Annotated in this window: 18 protein-coding genes; 5 read left to right on the top strand and 13 right to left on the bottom strand. The window is 56.1% G+C overall.

The features are described from left to right. The first annotated feature begins 17 nt into the window (after positions 1-17). The 3 genes from QZ279_RS05725 to QZ279_RS05715 all read left to right on the top strand — a co-directional run bounded on the left by QZ279_RS05725 (position 18) and on the right by QZ279_RS05715 (position 2,448). The gene (locus QZ279_RS05725) at positions 18-725 is read left to right on the top strand and encodes a DUF484 family protein (protein WP_293449137.1); all 708 of its coding nucleotides are present in this window, start codon (positions 18-20) and stop codon (positions 723-725) included. 10 nt (positions 726-735) lie between these two features. Further along, positions 736-1,656 (top strand): tyrosine recombinase XerC, encoded by a 921-nt coding sequence (locus QZ279_RS05720; RefSeq protein WP_293449134.1) that lies wholly within the window; start codon positions 736-738, stop codon positions 1,654-1,656. Between the two features lie 96 nt (positions 1,657-1,752). Beyond that, a complete protein-coding gene (locus QZ279_RS05715) occupies positions 1,753-2,448 on the top strand; it encodes a CDP-alcohol phosphatidyltransferase family protein (RefSeq protein WP_293449131.1) in 696 nt (231 codons plus the stop codon). Here QZ279_RS05715 and QZ279_RS05710 read toward each other — a convergent pair. The 9 genes from QZ279_RS05710 to QZ279_RS05670 form a co-directional block, all read right to left on the bottom strand. Then, complete coding sequence (locus QZ279_RS05710; protein ID WP_293449128.1) at positions 2,435-3,271, bottom strand: DMT family transporter; 837 nt, start codon at positions 3,269-3,271, stop codon at positions 2,435-2,437. The two genes, QZ279_RS05715 and QZ279_RS05710, sit on opposite strands and share 14 nt — an antisense overlap. A 17-nt stretch (positions 3,272-3,288) precedes the next feature. Further along, the gene (gene ileS / locus QZ279_RS05705; protein ID WP_293449125.1) at positions 3,289-6,222 is read right to left on the bottom strand and encodes an isoleucine--tRNA ligase; all 2,934 of its coding nucleotides are present in this window, start codon (positions 6,220-6,222) and stop codon (positions 3,289-3,291) included. Between the two features lie 160 nt (positions 6,223-6,382). Then, the gene (locus tag QZ279_RS05700) at positions 6,383-7,402 is read right to left on the bottom strand and encodes a DUF2339 domain-containing protein (RefSeq protein ID WP_293449122.1); all 1,020 of its coding nucleotides are present in this window, start codon (positions 7,400-7,402) and stop codon (positions 6,383-6,385) included. After that, a complete protein-coding gene (locus QZ279_RS05695; protein WP_293449119.1) occupies positions 7,377-7,775 on the bottom strand; it encodes a hypothetical protein in 399 nt (132 codons plus the stop codon). The genes QZ279_RS05700 and QZ279_RS05695 overlap by 26 nt, the downstream gene beginning before the upstream one ends. A 55-nt stretch (positions 7,776-7,830) precedes the next feature. Further along, positions 7,831-8,115 (bottom strand): hypothetical protein, encoded by a 285-nt coding sequence (locus tag QZ279_RS05690; RefSeq protein WP_293449116.1) that lies wholly within the window; start codon positions 8,113-8,115, stop codon positions 7,831-7,833. Positions 8,116-8,133: 18 nt separating this feature from the next. Next, positions 8,134-9,105 carry a DUF2339 domain-containing protein gene (locus QZ279_RS05685; RefSeq protein ID WP_293449114.1) on the bottom strand — a complete coding sequence of 324 codons (972 nt, stop codon included), beginning with the start codon at positions 9,103-9,105 and terminating at the stop codon, positions 8,134-8,136. Positions 9,106-9,116: 11 nt separating this feature from the next. Continuing rightward, positions 9,117-10,112 (bottom strand): TIGR01620 family protein, encoded by a 996-nt coding sequence (locus tag QZ279_RS05680; protein WP_293449112.1) that lies wholly within the window; start codon positions 10,110-10,112, stop codon positions 9,117-9,119. Further along, positions 10,105-10,566 carry a GNAT family N-acetyltransferase gene (locus QZ279_RS05675; RefSeq protein WP_293449111.1) on the bottom strand — a complete coding sequence of 154 codons (462 nt, stop codon included), beginning with the start codon at positions 10,564-10,566 and terminating at the stop codon, positions 10,105-10,107. Before QZ279_RS05675 ends, QZ279_RS05680 begins: the two co-directional genes overlap by 8 nt. Further along, on the bottom strand, positions 10,563-11,978 hold the full coding sequence (locus tag QZ279_RS05670; RefSeq protein ID WP_293449109.1) for a YcjX family protein: 1,416 nt from the start codon (positions 11,976-11,978) through the stop codon (positions 10,563-10,565). Before QZ279_RS05670 ends, QZ279_RS05675 begins: the two co-directional genes overlap by 4 nt. Before the next feature lie 108 nt (positions 11,979-12,086). On the opposite strand from QZ279_RS05670, the gene truA reads away from it, so the two are divergent. Beyond that, positions 12,087-12,884, top strand: coding sequence for a tRNA pseudouridine(38-40) synthase TruA (truA, locus tag QZ279_RS05665; RefSeq protein ID WP_293449107.1), 798 nt, complete (start codon positions 12,087-12,089; stop codon positions 12,882-12,884). Here the strand turns inward: truA and QZ279_RS05660 are convergent. The 4 genes from QZ279_RS05660 to QZ279_RS05645 all read right to left on the bottom strand — a co-directional run bounded on the left by QZ279_RS05660 (position 12,881) and on the right by QZ279_RS05645 (position 16,470). Next, positions 12,881-13,321: a DUF3726 domain-containing protein gene (locus QZ279_RS05660; protein WP_293449105.1), complete on the bottom strand. Its 441-nt coding sequence runs from the start codon at positions 13,319-13,321 to the stop codon at positions 12,881-12,883. The two genes, truA and QZ279_RS05660, sit on opposite strands and share 4 nt — an antisense overlap. A gap of 3 nt (positions 13,322-13,324) precedes the next feature. After that, positions 13,325-14,977: a hypothetical protein gene (locus QZ279_RS05655; RefSeq protein ID WP_293449103.1), complete on the bottom strand. Its 1,653-nt coding sequence runs from the start codon at positions 14,975-14,977 to the stop codon at positions 13,325-13,327. Beyond that, positions 14,974-15,957, bottom strand: a complete 984-nt coding sequence (locus QZ279_RS05650; RefSeq protein ID WP_293449102.1) for a membrane dipeptidase — start codon at positions 15,955-15,957, stop codon at positions 14,974-14,976. Before QZ279_RS05650 ends, QZ279_RS05655 begins: the two co-directional genes overlap by 4 nt. A 63-nt stretch (positions 15,958-16,020) precedes the next feature. Beyond that, a complete protein-coding gene (locus tag QZ279_RS05645) occupies positions 16,021-16,470 on the bottom strand; it encodes a nucleoside deaminase (protein WP_293449101.1) in 450 nt (149 codons plus the stop codon). 54 nt (positions 16,471-16,524) lie between these two features. On the opposite strand from QZ279_RS05645, the gene QZ279_RS05640 reads away from it, so the two are divergent. Beyond that, complete coding sequence (locus QZ279_RS05640; RefSeq protein WP_293449099.1) at positions 16,525-17,553, top strand: pseudouridine synthase; 1,029 nt, start codon at positions 16,525-16,527, stop codon at positions 17,551-17,553. Positions 17,554-17,682 lie beyond the last annotated feature (129 nt).

Here is a 17,682-nt window from a genome sequence, read left to right as displayed (position 1 = left end):
AAAAGTACGAGAGCAGCATGAACACCACCGCAAAAATGACAGATGATCTGCGGGAGCGGATCATCACACGCCCTGACGTGATCCTCGAAGACAAAGACCTGATGAAGGCTTTGATAGAAGCAAATGAACGTGCAATGGGCGGTAATATCGTCGATCTACGCGGCATCGCAATGGAGCGCCTAGAGGCGCGCCTTGACCGTTTAGAGGATACGCATCGCTCTGTGATTGCGGCCGCTTACGAAAACCTCGCAAGTACTAATCAAGTCCACCGTGCCATTTTGCGTATGCTGGACCCCGTCGATTTCGAAGCCTTCCTAAAAGACCTCGGTGGCGAAGTCGCAGAAATTCTACGCGTTGATTGCATCCGCCTCGTGCTTGAATCCGTTCAGGCCGATGACGAACCCGCTGTCAGCAAACTTTCCGACGTGCTTTGCGTTGCAGAACCGGGCTTCATTTCCACATACCTCGGCGGCCATCCAGATCGTCCCTCGCGCAATGTAACCCTGCGCCAAATGTCTGAAGGACATGAGGCAATCTATGCGGAAGCCGCGGGTTGGGTCCGCTCAGAGGCCTGCCTTACCCTTGATTTCGGCCCAGGTCGCTTGCCCGGCATGTTGGTGATGGGCGCGGAAGATCCGCATCAATTCACGCCCCAGCAAGGCACGGACCTGCTCGCTTTCTTCGGCGGTGTATTTGAACGCGCCATGCGTCTTTGGCTTTCATGAAGCTACTTTCTTGAGCCTGATTCCCCCCCAAGCCCGCGACGCGCTTGAGCATTGGCTGGACACGCAGAAATCGCTCAACGGCGCGTCCGAAAACACGATCAAAGCCTACAGCAACGACACGGCAGACTTCATCGCGTTCATGACGCAGTATTCAGGTGAATCCCAAGGGCTTGGCGCGCTCGGCCGCATCACAACCCGCGACATGCGCGCGTGGATGGCCGCAACGCGCTCTACCGATGTAGGCGCGCGCTCCTTGGCGCGTAAACTCTCGTCGGTGAAAAGTTTCTATCGCTGGCTCGCCGAACGCGAGGGTTTTGAGCCCACAGCTGTCCTAACAATCCGCGCACCCAAGTTCCAAAAGAAACTCCCACGCCCTCTGGCCGTGGATGCCGCTAAGTCGATGATTGAAACGGTTGAATACCAAACACCCCATGCATGGGTCGCCGCGCGCGATAGCGCAGTGATCACCCTGCTCTACGGATGTGGCCTGCGTATCTCCGAAGCCCTTGGGCTGATCGGCGCAGACGTTCCACTGCCTGAAACCCTGCGCATCGTTGGAAAAGGCGGCAAAGAACGCGTCGTTCCCGTCCTGCCGGCTGCACGTGAAGCCGTGCAGGGCTACCTCAAAATATGCCCACACCCACTAGAACCAACCGCACCCCTTTTTAGAGGCATCCGTGGCGGCGCACTCAATGCACGCGCAATCCAAGACGTCATGGCAAAGGCCCGCATGCAACTCGGCCTGCCCGCAACAGCCACGCCCCACGCCATGCGCCACAGCTTTGCGACCCACCTGCTCAGCGCAGGCGGCGATCTGCGTTCGATCCAAGAATTGCTAGGCCACGCGTCCCTTTCAACAACCCAAGCCTACACCGCCGTGGACACCGCCCGCCTGATGGAGGTCTACGACCGCACGCACCCAAAAGCCTAAAGGCCAACGCATCCTCTCTCTAAAAATATCCCCGCCGGAGGCAAATTTCGCACAAAGAAATTTGCGCCCCACTTGAAAATAGGCCATGACGCCCGCATGACACCACAAAATCGCGCCCTCTCCGTCCATCTCCTCACCGCCACTGGTGCTGTTTTCGCAATGCTTGCCATGCTCGCCGCCGTCGATGCCCGTTGGGACATGATGTTTTTGTGGCTTGTCGTCGCCTTTGCTGTTGATGGAATAGATGGCCCGCTGGCGCGCAGATATGATGTCAAACAATATGCCCCACAATTTGATGGTGTGCTGCTCGATCTAATTATCGACTATCTCACATACGTGTTCATTCCAGCCTTTGCGTTATTCACGTCTGGCCTGCTTCCCGGTTGGCCGGGATGGGTCGCGATCATCGTGATCACCTTCGCGTCCGCAATGTATTTCGCTGACAACCGCATGAAAACGAAGGACAATTCTTTTTCCGGCTTCCCAGGCTGCTGGAACATGCTGATCATTGTGATCTTCGCGGTCCAACCGGCATACTGGATTACACTTACCCTCGTCACAGCGCTTGCGCTCGCGATGTTTTTGCCCCTGAAATTCATCCATCCCGTACGCACAGAACGCTGGCGCAACCTCTCGCTCCCCATTGCACTCGCCTGGACCTTCTTCGCTGGATGGGCTGCTTGGGTAGATTTCCACCCGCAAAGCTGGGCACACTGGGGCTTGGTTTTAACCTCTGTCTATCTGACCTTTGCCGGCATCGCGCAGCAAATAATCCCCGCTAAATCCGCGTAAGCGCGACACCAGTCACGATCAACGCCGTCGCAATCGCTTTGCCGCGATCCATCTTGTCGCCCATGATCAACCATCCAATCAGAACCGCAAACAAGATCGACGTCTCGCGCAACGCCGTGACCAACGCGATGGGTGCGACGGTCATGGCCCACACCACGATTGCATAGGCCGCGTAAGACAATGCGCCCACACCTGCCCCGATTGCCCAATCTTTGCGATTGGAAACCAACACACTGCGTCCCCTCAAAGCCATGCAAACTGGCGCAAATATCAATGCATCTAAGAAGAACATCCAAGCTACATATTGTGCTGCGTCCCCCGCAACCCTCGCTCCCAAACCGTCAACAATTGAGTATCCCGCCGTCATCAAAGCAGAGCCAAGCGCGAAGGGAACTAAACGACGCGACTCGCCATTCGCAAACGCCCCGCGCGCCATCAGCAATATACCAAGCCCGAGGACCAAGATCCCCACCACTTCCAAGGTCGCCATGGCATCAGATAATAAGAACCCGCTCAGCGCCAAAACAATCATCGGTGCCGCGCCGCGCGCAATCGGGTAAACACAGCTTAAGTCACCCTGCTCGTAGGCGTAGGCCAAGAACAGCTTGTAGCCAGAGTGAAACATCGCAGAAAACAGCAACCAGAGCCAAACATCAGCCTCAGGAAATGCGCTGAAAAGCGCGACGATGCCGCCAAATGCGCCCTGAAGCACAGTCATGATCAGCATGGAGGTGAATTTGCTTCCACCGCTTTTGATGAGCGCATTCCAACTGGCATGCAGCAGCGCCGCCCCGAGAACAGCTAAGAATACGAATGTGCTCATCTAATTTTCATTACAGATTATGCATCCAACGCTTTGTCACAACGTCCACAAACACCCGCGTGGGAATGCGTGCCAACATCGGGCAAGATCTTCCAGCACCGCTGACATTTCTCGCCATCGGCTTTTTCGAACGAAACCGCGACGCCATCGATATCCGGTAAGCAAAATGCGCCCTCAGGGGCCGCATCCCCCGACACAGTGATTTTGGAGGTGATCGAAATGTCATCAAACGGCACGCTTTCAAGTGCTGCGCGCAAGTCCGCGTCCGCAATATAAACCGTTGGGGCCGCTTCCAAAGAGGCACCAATGACTTTCTCTGTCCGCTGGATTTCCAAGGCCGCTGTCACGACACGACGCGCAGAACGAATGGACGCCCATTTGGCTGCCAATGCAGCGTCGCGCCATGCTGTTGGTGTTTCAACGAAGTCGGTCAGGTGCACAGAACTATCTTCGCCGCCAAAACGCTCTAGCCAGACTTCCTCCATCGTAAACACGAGCACGGGAGCAAGCCATGTGGTCAGGCGTGTGAACAAGATATCCAGCACCGTGCGCGCTGCACGGCGGCGTTCCGTATCGCCATCACAATACAGCGCGTCCTTGCGCACGTCGAAATAGAAGGCCGACAATTCAACCGTCGCAAAATTGAAGACTGCAGAGAAAACTCCTTGGAAGTCAAAGGACTTATAGCCCTCTTGCACAGTCTCATCCAGCTCGGACAGTCGATGCAGCACCCAGCGCTCCAGCTCTGGCATATCCGCGGGTTCCATGCGGTCGCTCTCGCTGAAATCATTCAAAGAACCAAGCATAAAGCGCATTGTGTTGCGCAAGCGGCGATAGCTATCTGCCACACCTTTTAGGATTTCAGGGCCGATACGTTGATCGGACGTGTAATCCACCTGCGCCACCCAAAGGCGCAGAATATCCGCGCCGTATTGTTTGACAACCGTCTCAGGCACGATGGTGTTGCCCAGCGATTTGGACATCTTAATGCCCTTCTCGTCCAGCGTAAAACCATGCGTCACAACATTGCGATACGGCGCGCGACCAAGCGTGCCGCAAGCCTGCAAAAGCGAGGAATGGAACCAACCTCGATGCTGGTCCGTGCCTTCCATATAGACGTCCGCGATGCCGTCTTCGGTGCCGTCAGGACGATCCCGAAGTACGAAAGAGTGCGTGGATCCAGAATCGAACCAAACGTCCAAAACGTCAAACACTTGATCGTAGTCCTCAGGGTTCATGATACCGTCTAAGAACCGTGCCTTCGCGCCGTCCTTGTACCATGCATCCGCGCCCTCAACTTCGAACGCTTCAGTAACGCGTGTGTTCACCTCATCATTGCGCAGCAAGAAGTCAGGATCCGTCGGCAGCTTACCCTTGCGCGTGAACACAGTCAGCGGAACGCCCCAAGCGCGTTGGCGCGAGAGCACCCAATCAGGGCGCGCTTCGATCATGGAATACAGGCGATTACGGCCCGTTTGCGGCGTCCACTTTACCAATTCATCAATCGAGGTCAGCGCACGTTCGCGGATCGTTGTGCCGTGCGTGTCCTGACCATCACCAACTGCGCGATCCACAGCCGCGAACCATTGCGGCGTGTTGCGATAGATGATCGGCGCTTTGGAGCGCCATGAGTGCGGGTAGCTGTGCTTGATCTTGCCGCGCGCCAGAAGGCCGCCAACTTCGACCAGTTTGTCGATCACGGCCGCGTTCGCGTCGCCCTCTTTGCCGTTCGGCTTGAGAATTGCCTTGCCACCAAAGAACGGCAGATCGTTGCGGAAACGGCCGTCGTCCATGATGTTGTAGGTGATGACCTGTTCCAGCATCCCAAGGTCACGGTAGAGCTCGAATTCCTCCATACCATGGCTTGGCGCGCAATGAACAAAGCCTGTGCCTTCAGTGTCGGTCACAAAGTCAGCCGCGCGAAAATCACGAATGTCGTCCCATTCGCCATTGCCGCCTTCGGCCTCAAAAAGTGGATGCTTCAAAGAGATTGTCTCAAGCTGCGCGCTCGTCACATCGGCTTTGCGCGTGAACATGCCCTCTTCCAAACGCGCACGGCTGAATACATCTGCAGCAAGATTGTCCGCCAGCAGATACGTATCACCAGCGCGCAGCCAGCATTCTTCTGGCGTCGAAGTGACCTCATATAAACCATAGGAAATCTCAGCCCCGTAAACGACGGCCTTGTTGGACGGGATCGTCCAAGGCGTCGTCGTCCAGATCACCACTTTCGCAGCGTCCAGCGTGGCATCGCCAGTGCCCCTCACTTGGAACTTCACCCAGATCGTAAAGCTGTCCTTGTCGTGGTACTCGACCTCAGCCTCTGCCAGCGCGGTCTGCTCCACAGGCGACCACATCACAGGCTTAGACCCTTGATACAACGTACCGTTCATCAAGAACTTCTGGAACTCTGCCGCGATCACCGCCTCAGCGTGGAAATCCATCGTCAGGTACGGATCAGGCCAGTTACCTGTGATGCCCAAACGCTTGAATTCCTCGCGCTGGATATCGACCCAGCCCGCGGCAAACTTGCGACACTCTTGGCGGAAATCAACGATATTCACGTCGTCCTTGTTCTTGCCCTTTTTGCGGTATTGCTCTTCGATCTTCCACTCAATCGGCAGACCGTGGCAATCCCAACCGGGCACGTAACGCGCATCAAAGCCCATCATTTGATGCGAACGCACGATCATATCTTTGATGGTTTTGTTCAGCGCGTGACCGATGTGTAAATGTCCGTTCGCATAGGGAGGACCGTCGTGCAGCGTAAACGGTGTTCGGCCCTCTTTGGCGCGAAGGCGATCATACACACCCATCTTTTCCCAACGCTCCAGCCATTCAGGCTCGCGCTTGGGCAATCCCGCGCGCATGGGGAAATCGGTTTTGGGCAGGTTCAAAGTGTCTTTGTAATCAACAGTTTCTGCAGTATTTTCAGTCGTGTCAGCACACATATCGGGCATCCTTTGGAACGGAATATATCAAGGAAAGAAGGGCAGCGAGGGTAAACCCATACGCTTGGTCCCGGCGGCTCTGTCTCAGAGCGCCGGGCCTGTAATTCGTATAAGTGTCGCGAATATCAGGGCCATGTTAGGGCTGCTTATAGGCACGGTGCTAGGTGGCGTCCAGTGATGGTTCATCTTCCTTGACACCGCCCCTTTCCCAGCGCGCCGTCATTGCGCAACTAAGCCATGCAAGCGCCGAGAGCACGAGGCCAAGACTGAGGAAGGACGCGGCGCGGATCAAGCCCGTAAGTCCGCTCATATCAATGAGGAAGACTTTCGCGATTGTCACCGCAATCCCCGCCATTGCCAGTTTACATAACACATGAGAGCGGCGTGCAAAGGCAATGAACAACAGCGCCACAGAGGCCAGCAGCATCGCGATCGTGTAGCTGTAAAGCTCGCCTTGGCTGACAGAGCGGCCTGCAATTTCAGCGCCTTGCCAAAAGCGTCGGATTTCGAAGGCAACATAAGCCACCGCCATAATCGTCGCAATGCCAGCAAAAGCGGTGCGCACATACCGGCTAAGATGCTCCAATTTCCACGCAAGTACAGCCAAGATCGCGGCGGGGATAAGGTAGCCAACAGCGATGGTATCCAACAGGAGCGGCCCCTTGATTTCGCGCGCACCCGCTCGTGTCACGAGGGACATTGCAACCAATCCAACGAACAATGTGATCGTCGCAAAACCCCCTAACAAGGATCCCAAACCAAAGCGCACCCACGCCAGGCGACGCCCCTTGCGCCAGCGATAAAGCTGCGCGCCCATCGAGGTTAGCAAGACCGATCCCGACAGCGAAAGCCCCCAGAAACTGTCGATATCATTGCGCAAGGCGCGTTCAAGCAAGATCAAAATGAACACTGCACCAAAAGACCAGATCGCACTTTCCAGCGACAGTTGCGCACCGATCCGTTTGAGCCGCCGCAATATCAGCCACGCCAAGCCCATCAGTGCGATCGGGGCCGCGTAACCCAACAAGACGTCCCACAACGGCGTATTCCACAATGACGCCCACGGGATGCCCGGATCAAAGAGGAAGCGCCATGCGAGAACGGCCACCGCAAGTTGGATAAATAGACCAAGCCACGCCATATCAAAGCGGCGGTCAACAAGGGCCGCGATAACAATCATGACCGCGATTGCGACGCTTAAGGCAGCTGTGCTGAGGATTAATTATAAGCGCAAAGGCAATCAGCGACAATGCAGACATGGCATAAAGCGCGGCGGGACGCATGTCCCCCACCCAGCGTTTGGCCGCGCGTTCTGCAAGGGCTGTCATTAGGATAGCAGCAGCGATTGCATGACCTGCCCAAAGGTAGGCTCCGATGAAGTTTGTTGGCGTCCAGAAAATTTCCAATGCACCTAGCACCAAAGGCAAAGCGAACGCGCTTGCCCCTATCCAGATCAGCGATCCACGCACACCTAAAGATGCACGCCAAAACCCGAGCGCCGCAAAGGAAAAAAAGATACACGTAAACACGCTGGCTGCGCGCGGTACGGTCATGTCCTCAACACGATCAGCCTAAGCGGTGCCCGTGAAGTCCTCAAATATTGGTGCGTTATCTAGCGGCAGCAAGACGAGAAGTGCTAAAATTGCGATTGGGGGCCAACGCGATCAGATCTTGCAAGGCAGGCGCACGGTGTATCCAGATCAAGGCAAGCAGGCCAAGCGCAACAATGTTGAATACACCCAACCAATTTTCAAGCGCTACAGATGTCTGCAACGAAACCACCACACCCAGCAACATCGCCGCAATAAACGTCCCACCCGCAAGACGCGCTGGGAAATCTGGCCATCCGAAACCACCCTTGCCCACGGATTTCATCACCGCATCACAAAGCATTGCCCCACTTTGATCAGGTCAAATGCGACGTTGCGGAATTGCTGTTGCGGCGAATGTAACGATGACACCAAAGACCAACGCATGGGCTTCACCCGCGCCGCTGATCAACAGCATCCACGTCGCAAGGAAGCCGCCAATTATTGCAAGAACAGACACCCACGCCCAGCGCCGCACCGTATAAATTGCAAGCGCCATCACAACAATCAGCGCGAAATAGTAGAAGAACAGATGGGGCGCGTCGCTAGATCCGCCCACAATAAATGGCGCGCTGAGCGCCCCCGCGACACCAACAGCAGCCAAGAACGGCCCATAGAACCAACCCAAAACAATCGACAACGCCGCAACGCCGATCAATGCAATCAGGGTCAGATCAGAGGGCAGCATATCATACAGATGGCGCGCTGATAGAACGGCTGCAAACAGCGTAACGATCCCCGCGCCCGAGAAGGTCGAAGGTAACCCGCGCGTCGTGCCTGCGTCATCCCCGAAACGGCGGCGCGCAAATTCACCGACGCAGATGAACACCGCGCCAAGGCCCAGCGCCCCCATGATACGGGCGAAAAGCGTTAGCAGCCCTTGCTCGACACCGTATTGAACCGTGAAAATCCCAGCAAGAGCGAGCGAAATTGCAGCTATGCCAAGGAACCAGTTTTCTTTGAGCCACTCAAATGCACTGACAAAGACATCACCTCTGAATAAAAAAGACTTTGGCATTGCCTCTGGATTTGAAGCAACCTTGGCGGCGGTGCGCACGGCGTCTTGGGCCGTTTTCGCAGCGATCGGGTCTGGTTCAATTTGCGACTGTGACGGTTCCCAAAGAGGTTCAGCGCTGACTGTTTCAGCCTTCACAGGGTCGTTTAAAGAGCTCTCAAGAAGCTCAATTCGTTGCGTCAAAGCGCTGGTTTTGCGCATGAGATGCACAACTCCAAACGGCGTCGACAGCACCGCAATTGCTATAAAAACTGCAATCAAACCCAGCGCAACTTCCATACCGACCACCCTTATTTACCAAACAGCCCCGTCAACGCACGGCTGACCAAGCCCGTTACTGAGGGTCGCTTTAGCGCATTAAACGGCAAAGGGCGACAAACCTCCATCGCAGCCACGCCAACCCGCGCGGTCAAGGCACCGTTTACAACGCCCTCGCCAAAGCGGCGCGAGACTTTGCCAAGCACCCCGCCCCCCGCGATAGAAGACAGAAAATCATCGCCAATCGCCACCGCACCTGTTGCGACCAAATGCGTCATGACGGCCCGCGTCAAACGCCAATTGCCCAGCGCACCAGAACGCCCACCGTAAATTTCAGCAATCCGGCGGATCATACGCAGATTAGACGTGAGCGCCGTCGCGACATCCGCCAAAGCCAAAGGAACAAGCGCCGTCACCATCGCCACCTGACGCGCTGCGGCCTCAATCTCGCGGGTTGCGGCGGTGTCGAGCGGACCAAGAACATCGCGCTCCGCCAGATCGAGCAGCCCATCACCGTCCAAGATATCCGCACTTTTGTCGGCCAAAGCGTCGCGCCCCCAGCGGGTATCTTCGCGCCCTTTATAAAGCCGCGTGATCTGATCGACGACGATCTTGGCCTCTGCAAGATCACCACTGGCGCGCGCGGCCTCGCCTGCGCGGTGCAACACGTCCATCCGCTTAAGCCGCGAGAATGCCGCAAGTTCACGCAAAGCCATAACCAGCAGAACCAAAATAAAGGCCACCATCAATCCCGTGAGCGCGTACCCCAGTATAGGCACACGGGCGATTAATCCCATTGTGAAATCCCAAGCTGCCAGCGAAATGGCGAACCCCATGAGCGACAGCAGCAACCCCCAGAACCATTTGGTCAATCTGGACGGACGACGCGCAGCCAAAGTTGCCACCGTCTGCATAGCTTGCCCTGTGGGTGCAGGCGCGTCGAGATCGGGAACAGGCTGTGCCGCCTCGGGACCCTCTTCGAGTATAGGCGCATCTTCTAGATCAATAAGAACGGGGCCTTTAACCATGCGCTCTCTCCTTATCATCAGCGGACCAAACAAAACGGATGTCGGGCAAACCCTCAGCGTTGCCCGCCCCATCCGTGCGTTCAACCTCTTTGAAACCGTGCTTTACATAGAACCGCTGCGCGCCTGTATTGGCTTGGAATGTCCAGAGTTCTATTGCTTGATGGGTGGCTTTGGCATGACTAAGCAACCCTGCGCCGATCCCTGCGTTCTGCGCGCTGCCTTGCTCATATAGCGATTGAACCACCGCACCGTCACAGGCCAAGAAACCGCTGATGTCACGATCCACTTCGCAAACCGTCACCCAACCGCGATCAACCAATTCGCCCATATGCGCAATGTCTTGTGCCTTCGAATGCAGCTGCGGTTTCCACGCGTTGGCCGCAACCACTTCTGACAGCATCGCGCCTAGTGTCCCCGCATCGGTCGAACGCGCAGGTCGCGGGATCATATTCATAACTTATCACCAACCAAGAACTGCGTAGCCTTGTCGAGGCGGATGTGCGGCGGGCCGTATCCGGGCTTCAACGTCAAAGGCGCGGGCGAAAATCGCATGATTTGATAATCCTGATCCAGCCAAGCTTGCGCCCGCTCCCTTGCAGGCCCCAGCAAATGCGATGGGTCTTTGGGCAATTGCCCAGGATAAAACGCCGCTTGTTTACCAGTATCGAGCAACGTGCCACGCACGCAGTCTAGCTTGGCCCCGTTATGATCAAGCGTCTCTTCCGTGGTCGCCCGTAGGGCAGCCAATGCCATAGACGCCGTTTGCGCCCCCGCAAAACTGGCCTTGTCGCGGGCGTCCCGTGTCAGGGCCTCCATGATTGCCGTCAATTCAGGGTGCTGTGAATGATGCAAATGATCCGCCTTGCTGGCCGCAAACAGGATACGCTCCACACGTTTTCCAAGCAAAAGCCGCGATAGGAATGCATTGGTTCCAGGTCTAAACGCACTCAGAATATCTGTCATTGCGCCGCGCAAGTCTTCAACAGCGCGTGGCCCGTTGTGAATTGCGCCCAGCGCATCCACCAAAACAACCTGTCGGTCTATGCGCGAAAAGTGGTCCCGAAAGAATGGTTTAACGACGTGGGATTTATACGCCTCGTAGCGGCGCGCCATTTCATGCCCGAGTGAGCGGCGCGGCGCGTTTGCAGCATCACGGATCGGCGCGAAGGTGATCGCAGGGCTGCCTGCTAGATCCCCCGGCAAAAGAAAGCGACCCGGTGTGCAATCGTAATACCCGTTGTCGCGTGCACTTTGCAGATATTCGGTAAAGCTGGCGGCTAGACCTTGCGCTTCTGGCTCATCTAGCTTGGCTGTTGCATCCGTCGCGTCCAATAACGCGCGATAACTCTCCGCTTCAGAACGCGTTTCTATGCGTTCCAGAACGTCGGCCGTCCATTCGTCATAGCTTTTGTCGAGCAACGCCAGATCAAGTAGCCATTCCCCCGGATAATCGACGATATCGAGATGTACCGTGCGCGGACCTTGCAAACCAACTAACAAGCCGTTCGGTTGCACCTTCAACGACACACGCAATTCCGAAATTGCACGTGTGCTGTCGGGCCAATGGGGTTCGCGCGCTGTCAGTGTCCCCAAATGCGCCTCATACTCAAAGCGCGGAACTGTATCATCAGGTTGGGGTTTTAGATACGCCGCCGAAATACGACCCTCTGCAGCGGCAAAAAGCTGGGGCATACGACCCCGATCCAGCAGGTTCGCCACCAAAGACGTAATGAACACTGTCTTGCCAGAGCGCGCCAATCCTGTGACCCCCAAGCGGATCACAGGTTCAAATAGTGTTTCGTTCACAGTATCGCGCGCGCCCTCGATGGTGCGCACTATTCCATCTGCGATAGTTGATATGACCACTGATACTGCCCCGATACATTCGCTCCTTAAAAGGATAGGCATGCCCGCCCCGTGTTACCAGAGGGGAAAAGGATTGTTCCCCGCCCCCTAGATCGCTAAAGCAGCGCCATGCCTAGATACGCACTCAAAGTTGAATACAACGGTGGCCCTTTCGTGGGCTGGCAACGTCAAAAAGAACATGTCTCTGTGCAGGGACGGATCGAAGACGCGCTCGCGATGCTGGAACAAGGTCGCCCACAAACGATTGCAGCGGCGGGGCGCACGGACGCAGGCGTGCACGCATGCGGACAAGTCGCGCATTGCGAGATGTCGCGCGAATGGGAACCTTTCCGTCTTGTGGGGGCGATCAACTACCACCTGAAGCCTGATCCAATTTCGATCGTGAGCTGTGCATTGGTCGACGATGATTGGCACGCGCGCTTCAGTGCCCAAGAACGCCGCTACGAATTTCGCATGTTGATGCGCCGTTCCCCTGCCACCCATGATGCAGGTTTGGTCTGGCAAGTTCCCCGTCAGCTTGATTTGGGGGCGATGCAAGAAGGCGCGCAGCATTTGCTGGGCATGCATGATTTCACGACGTTCCGGTCGACCAAATGCCAAGCTGTAAGTCCGATCAAGACATTAGATGAACTGACAGTGCGCCAAATCGATGGCCCCTCTGGTCCAGAAATACGCTTTACCGTGCGGTCGCGGTCGTTCCTACATAACCAAGTGCGCAGCTTTGTCGGTACGCTTGAATGCGTTGGATCCGGCATGTGGACGCCAGATGATGTGAAAACAGCGCTTGAGGCACGCGATAGAACCGCGTGTGGCACAGTTAGCCCGCCAGAGGGATTGTACCTTGCACATGTGACCTACCCGACGGATGTGTTCGCAGACTACGTCGCGGACAAACCCCTGATTTAGTCGTTATCCGTTAGGCCAGCACCTGCGCCTGCTAGACGCGAGGCATCGGTTTCAGGAACGAACGTGCGCTCTGCAAAGCTTTGCAATTTATCCCAGATATCGGGAGCAATGTCGAAAGGCCCAGCCTGCGGTGTTGCGGTCTGCATTGCGCCCAGCAGATCTGGGGGCACCGCTGTCTCAAGGCGAACCTCCAAACCCGAAGCACAAAAGTCGCGCCAAGCGATAATTGCATGAACGGGATGCCCCCCTGATATAGCGTTTTCCACGTAGGCTGGTGCCGCGAAATCAAGTGCTAGCAACTTTGGAACAATCGCCAATGCATCCCGCGCAGCCAAATTGGGTGCGGCACGTGACAATTCCTCTGCGCAGCCAAGTGGCATCCCTGCTCCGCGTGCTGCTTTCAGAACCATGCCTGCAATTTCATTGGCAGAGCGCATGCGTCACTCCCCGAAACACGGCAACCACCAGTCGTCAGCGTTCCCAAGTTCCCCGAACAAGGGCGCGCCTTGGCACATGGTAATCCGCGTCCAGCGATCCGACTTGGGATCAAACTTGGCGGCCCCAAAGAACGAAAGCTTACAGCGCAGCATATCAATCGGCAGGCAGTCTTCGCCAATCATGTTGTCGCAGATTTCGCCGTAGGGCGCGATGGCAAGGGATTGCACGCGTCGCGTCGCAAATCGCAGATCAGGACGTTTGAGCAAAAGTTCAGCAACGATGCCTGTCTCGCCCTCTAACGCATCTGACAACCGCGCAACTTGGCGCGCGATATCCAGTGGGCTTTCCAGCTCTGCGCCGTCTTCTTCATGGCGCAGCCCAAGGCGCGGCTCTTGCTTGGCCTCGGACACATACCAAAATTGCGCAGTCTCGCACTTGCTCTCGAAATCAATGTCGCAGGCCCAATCCCAATCACGCGCGATCAACGCAGTTAGGTCTGAAACAGTCATCGCAGGAGCAATCTGCGCTTCATACGGGTTGGCCATGCAATCGGTTAGCCCGTCGATCAATTCCCCGAAAGGTTCCAGCAAAAGCGCAACCAGCAGTTCTTGGGTATCTTCAAACCATCTTTCCGAGGCGTTTAGGATCTTGGCAATCGGATCCGGTTGTTCGAGTGTTTCCTCAAGCAACGCCTGCACCGCGGGCCAATCCGCGCGCAATTGGGTGATACGGTCCTGTGCAATCTCATCTGGCACAGACCATTCCTTCAAATGCTGCGCCGCACGTTGTGCCAGAGCCAGAATTTGCATCTGCTGATCGCCGTTCAAAACAGTCAGTGCCGCAACCCGCGCTAAGGCCGTTTCGCGCACCTGCATCCAACTATCCAGCAAACGCGGATGGCTGACCAAGAACGGTGCCATGCCCAGCCCTGTAGAATTTCCAATTCCCAAATGACGCTTCAGTTTGGGATCAAGTGGCGCGCCGCCCACATGTTCGGCCAGATCATGGGTGAACCCACGGATCAACCATACCGTCAGCATTTCAATGGCGAATGGCCCGCCAAGACACGGGCGATCCGCAATATGTGCACGATCCGCGATGCCAAATTTACCGTTGCCATAGACCGCCGTCGTGCGCATCAGATACCCCACGTCGCGCACCATGTGTTCGTCTGGTTGTTCGCCGCGTTTCAGCGCGTCCGTGACATGCTGGAACAAGCGCACCGATTTGTTGGCGCGACTTAGAACCAGATCACGCAATGTATAGCGCGAGGCTTCTTGGTGAGGTGCGCTCGCCACAATGCGCGCGATCTCATTTGTGCCGGGAATCCCATCGTAGAGCACATACGCGCTGTCCCACGCCGTCGCGATCACACGATCCGTGCGCATTTCGGGTGGCAGATCGGTTGAGATCGCGACCAAGGAATAATCGTACCCACCAAGGCGGACGGTATAAACCGCATGGCCAAAACCATCCGCGTCCATATTCCAAAAAGGGCGCGTGACCTGCACGTTCTCAGCCGCCAGATCACGCATCAAGGTACGCAAAAACGAAACGCGTGTCGGGAACATTGCCCCCAAACGTCGCAAGCGCATGACTGTGCTGGGTGGGCGCAACGCAATTTGCGGGGTCATTTCAAGTTCTGGCGCGCTCATTTTGCGGGACCAAAGGAGGCATCATAGAAATTCAGCCAATTGCCGCCCATGATCCCCTCCATCTCGTCTATGCTAAAGCCTACGTCCAAAAGACCCTGCGAGACAATCCCGAAATCACGGTTGTCGTTGAACCAGCTTGGCATGGGGGGGAAACCCGCGTCGCTTGCGCTGCCCTCCCCGTAATCTATCACTTTGCTCCAGCGCCCCACGCGCATCCACTCAACGATGCTATCGGGTTGATCTTGGCACAGGTCCGTTCCGATCCCAAGGTGCTCGGCCCCGTAACGCGACGCCGCCTCTGCCACCATTTCGCAAAAGCTTTGCAAGGTGCAGTCGGATCCATCTTTCAAGTGATGCGGATAGACCGAGAAACCCAGCATGCCGCCCCTACCCGTCAAAGCCTTCAACACCTCGTCCGACTTATTGCGCAACGCAGGATGCCACCAATCGGGATTCGCGTGGGTTATCGCTATCGGGCGACTGGAATGCTCAATCGCTTCTAAGGTCGAGCGATCCGCGGAATGGGACATATCAACCACCATGCCGACGCGGTTCATTTCCGCAACAACTTGCTTGCCCATACGGGTCAGGCCCGTGTCGTCGTCCTCATAACATCCCGTCGCGAGCAGAGATTGGTTGTTATAGGTCAACTGCATGAAACGTATGCCAAGCTGGTGGCAGATTTCGACCAAGCCAATGTCATCCTCAATCGGGCTTGGGTTTTGAAACCCGAAAAAGATCGCGGTGCGTCCCGTTTCTTGGGCAAAACGAACATCGGCGGCGCATGTGCCTTTGAAGATCAGCTCAGGAAACCGTTCGAACCAGCGATTGAACGCCTCAAGGTTCAGCACCATTTCACGGAAGCTCTCGTGATAGGCGATGGTCACGTGAACCGCGTCCACGCCGCCTGCCCGCATTTGGCGGAAGATAGTTTCAGACCAGTTGGCGTATTGCAGGTTATCAATCAAAGGTGTTTTCATGCGTGCTACGCTGCCTGTAAATGGCAAAGCGAGCAAGATGCAAAAGCGACAGTTTAACGCGTTCTAACCGCGTTTCGGCGCAAAAAATTCCCGCAGCAATGCCGTCGTCGCATCCGCACTGATTCCATCGTAAATTTCTGGCGCATGATGGCTTTGCGCCCGATCAAACACGCGTGCACCTACAGTGACCCCACCAGATTTCGGATCACTTGCCCCGAAATACAGCCGCGCGATACGCGCATTGGCAATTGCACCAGCACACATCGCACAGGGTTCCAGCGTCACATATAGATCGCACCCCACCAAACGCTCTTGTCCCAATACCGCGCAAGCCTGCCGAATTGCTACGATTTCGGCATGCGCAGAGGGATCACACCCTGTCCGCGTCGCGTTGCGACCGCGCCCGATGATAACGCCGCCCTGCACAACAACCGCGCCCACAGGGACTTCACCAGCATCCGCAGCCAAGCGCGCCTCTGCTAAAGCTTCGTCCATGAATGAAATGAATTGCATCTATACTGGCCTATCTGCCTTTCGCTGCGCGCTATCTTAGCATAAAGCAAGCCCATGGATACCGAAACACCCAAAGGCGAACGTATCGCAAAAGTCTTGGCGCGCGCTGGCGTTGCCTCGCGTCGCGAAGCCGAACGTATGATTGAAGCTGGCCGCATTGCGGTTGATGGCAAGATTATCGATAGCCCTGCGCTGAATGTGGAAACACGTGCGCGCATCACTGTGGACGGCAAACCGATGACCCCGCCAGAGCCTCCGCGCCTGTGGATGTATCACAAACCTGCGGGCCTCGTTACGACGGACAGTGATGAAAAAGGCCGCAAAACGATCTACGACGATCTGCCCGAAGACATGCCGCGCGTAATGAGCGTTGGACGGCTTGACCTTAACTCTGAGGGTCTGATCCTTTTGACCAACGATGGCGGGATGAAGCGCAAGCTGGAACTGCCCTCCACAGGTTGGCTGCGCAAATACCGCGTGCGCATTAATGGCCGCCCGACCGAGGAAACATTTGAACCACTGCGCAAGGGTTTGAACCTGCAGGGTGAGATTTTCCAACCGATGCTGGTTAGTATTGACCGCCAGCAGGGCGCAAATGCGTGGCTGACGATTGGTATTCGCGAAGGCAAGAACCGTGAAATTCGCCGCGCCATGGAAGCGATTGATCTGAACGTGAACCGTTTGATCCGTGTCAGCTATGGACCATTCCAGTTGAACAACCTTAAAGTCAGCGGTGTTGAGGAACTGCGCCGTAAGGTGCTGCGCGACCAGCTTGGCATGACCGACGATGATCTTGAGGCCCCCGGCGCACCCGCAAAACCTGCGCGTCCCGTGCGTGGCAAGACCAGCGTAACCCGTGGTAAGCGGCCACCGCTGAACAAAGGTCCGATGCGCGGCAAAGACGAGTTTGCGACCAGTGATCCAATGGCGCGCGCGCGCCCTGCGGGTAAGCCAAGAGGAAAAACTAGTGCAAAACCAACGGGTAAACCCTCTGGAAAACCTTCGGGCAAAGGTTTTGGCAAGCCCATGGACCGCAAGCCAACAGGGCGTCCAAACGGCAAGCCCTCTGGTCCCCGTCGTTAAGGGTCTGGAATTCCCCCTTTTCTACTTTCAGCACTCTCCGCTATAGAATGCTGAAAAATTGACCAATTCGAGGGAATAAACCGTGGCCGATCTGCTGACATTCGAAAACCTAGGGTCAGGACTCATAAC

The organism is Planktotalea sp., from assembly GCF_018607965.1.
GTDB lineage: Bacteria > Pseudomonadota > Alphaproteobacteria > Rhodobacterales > Rhodobacteraceae > Planktotalea.
This window is presented reverse-complemented; position numbering and strand designations above follow the sequence as displayed.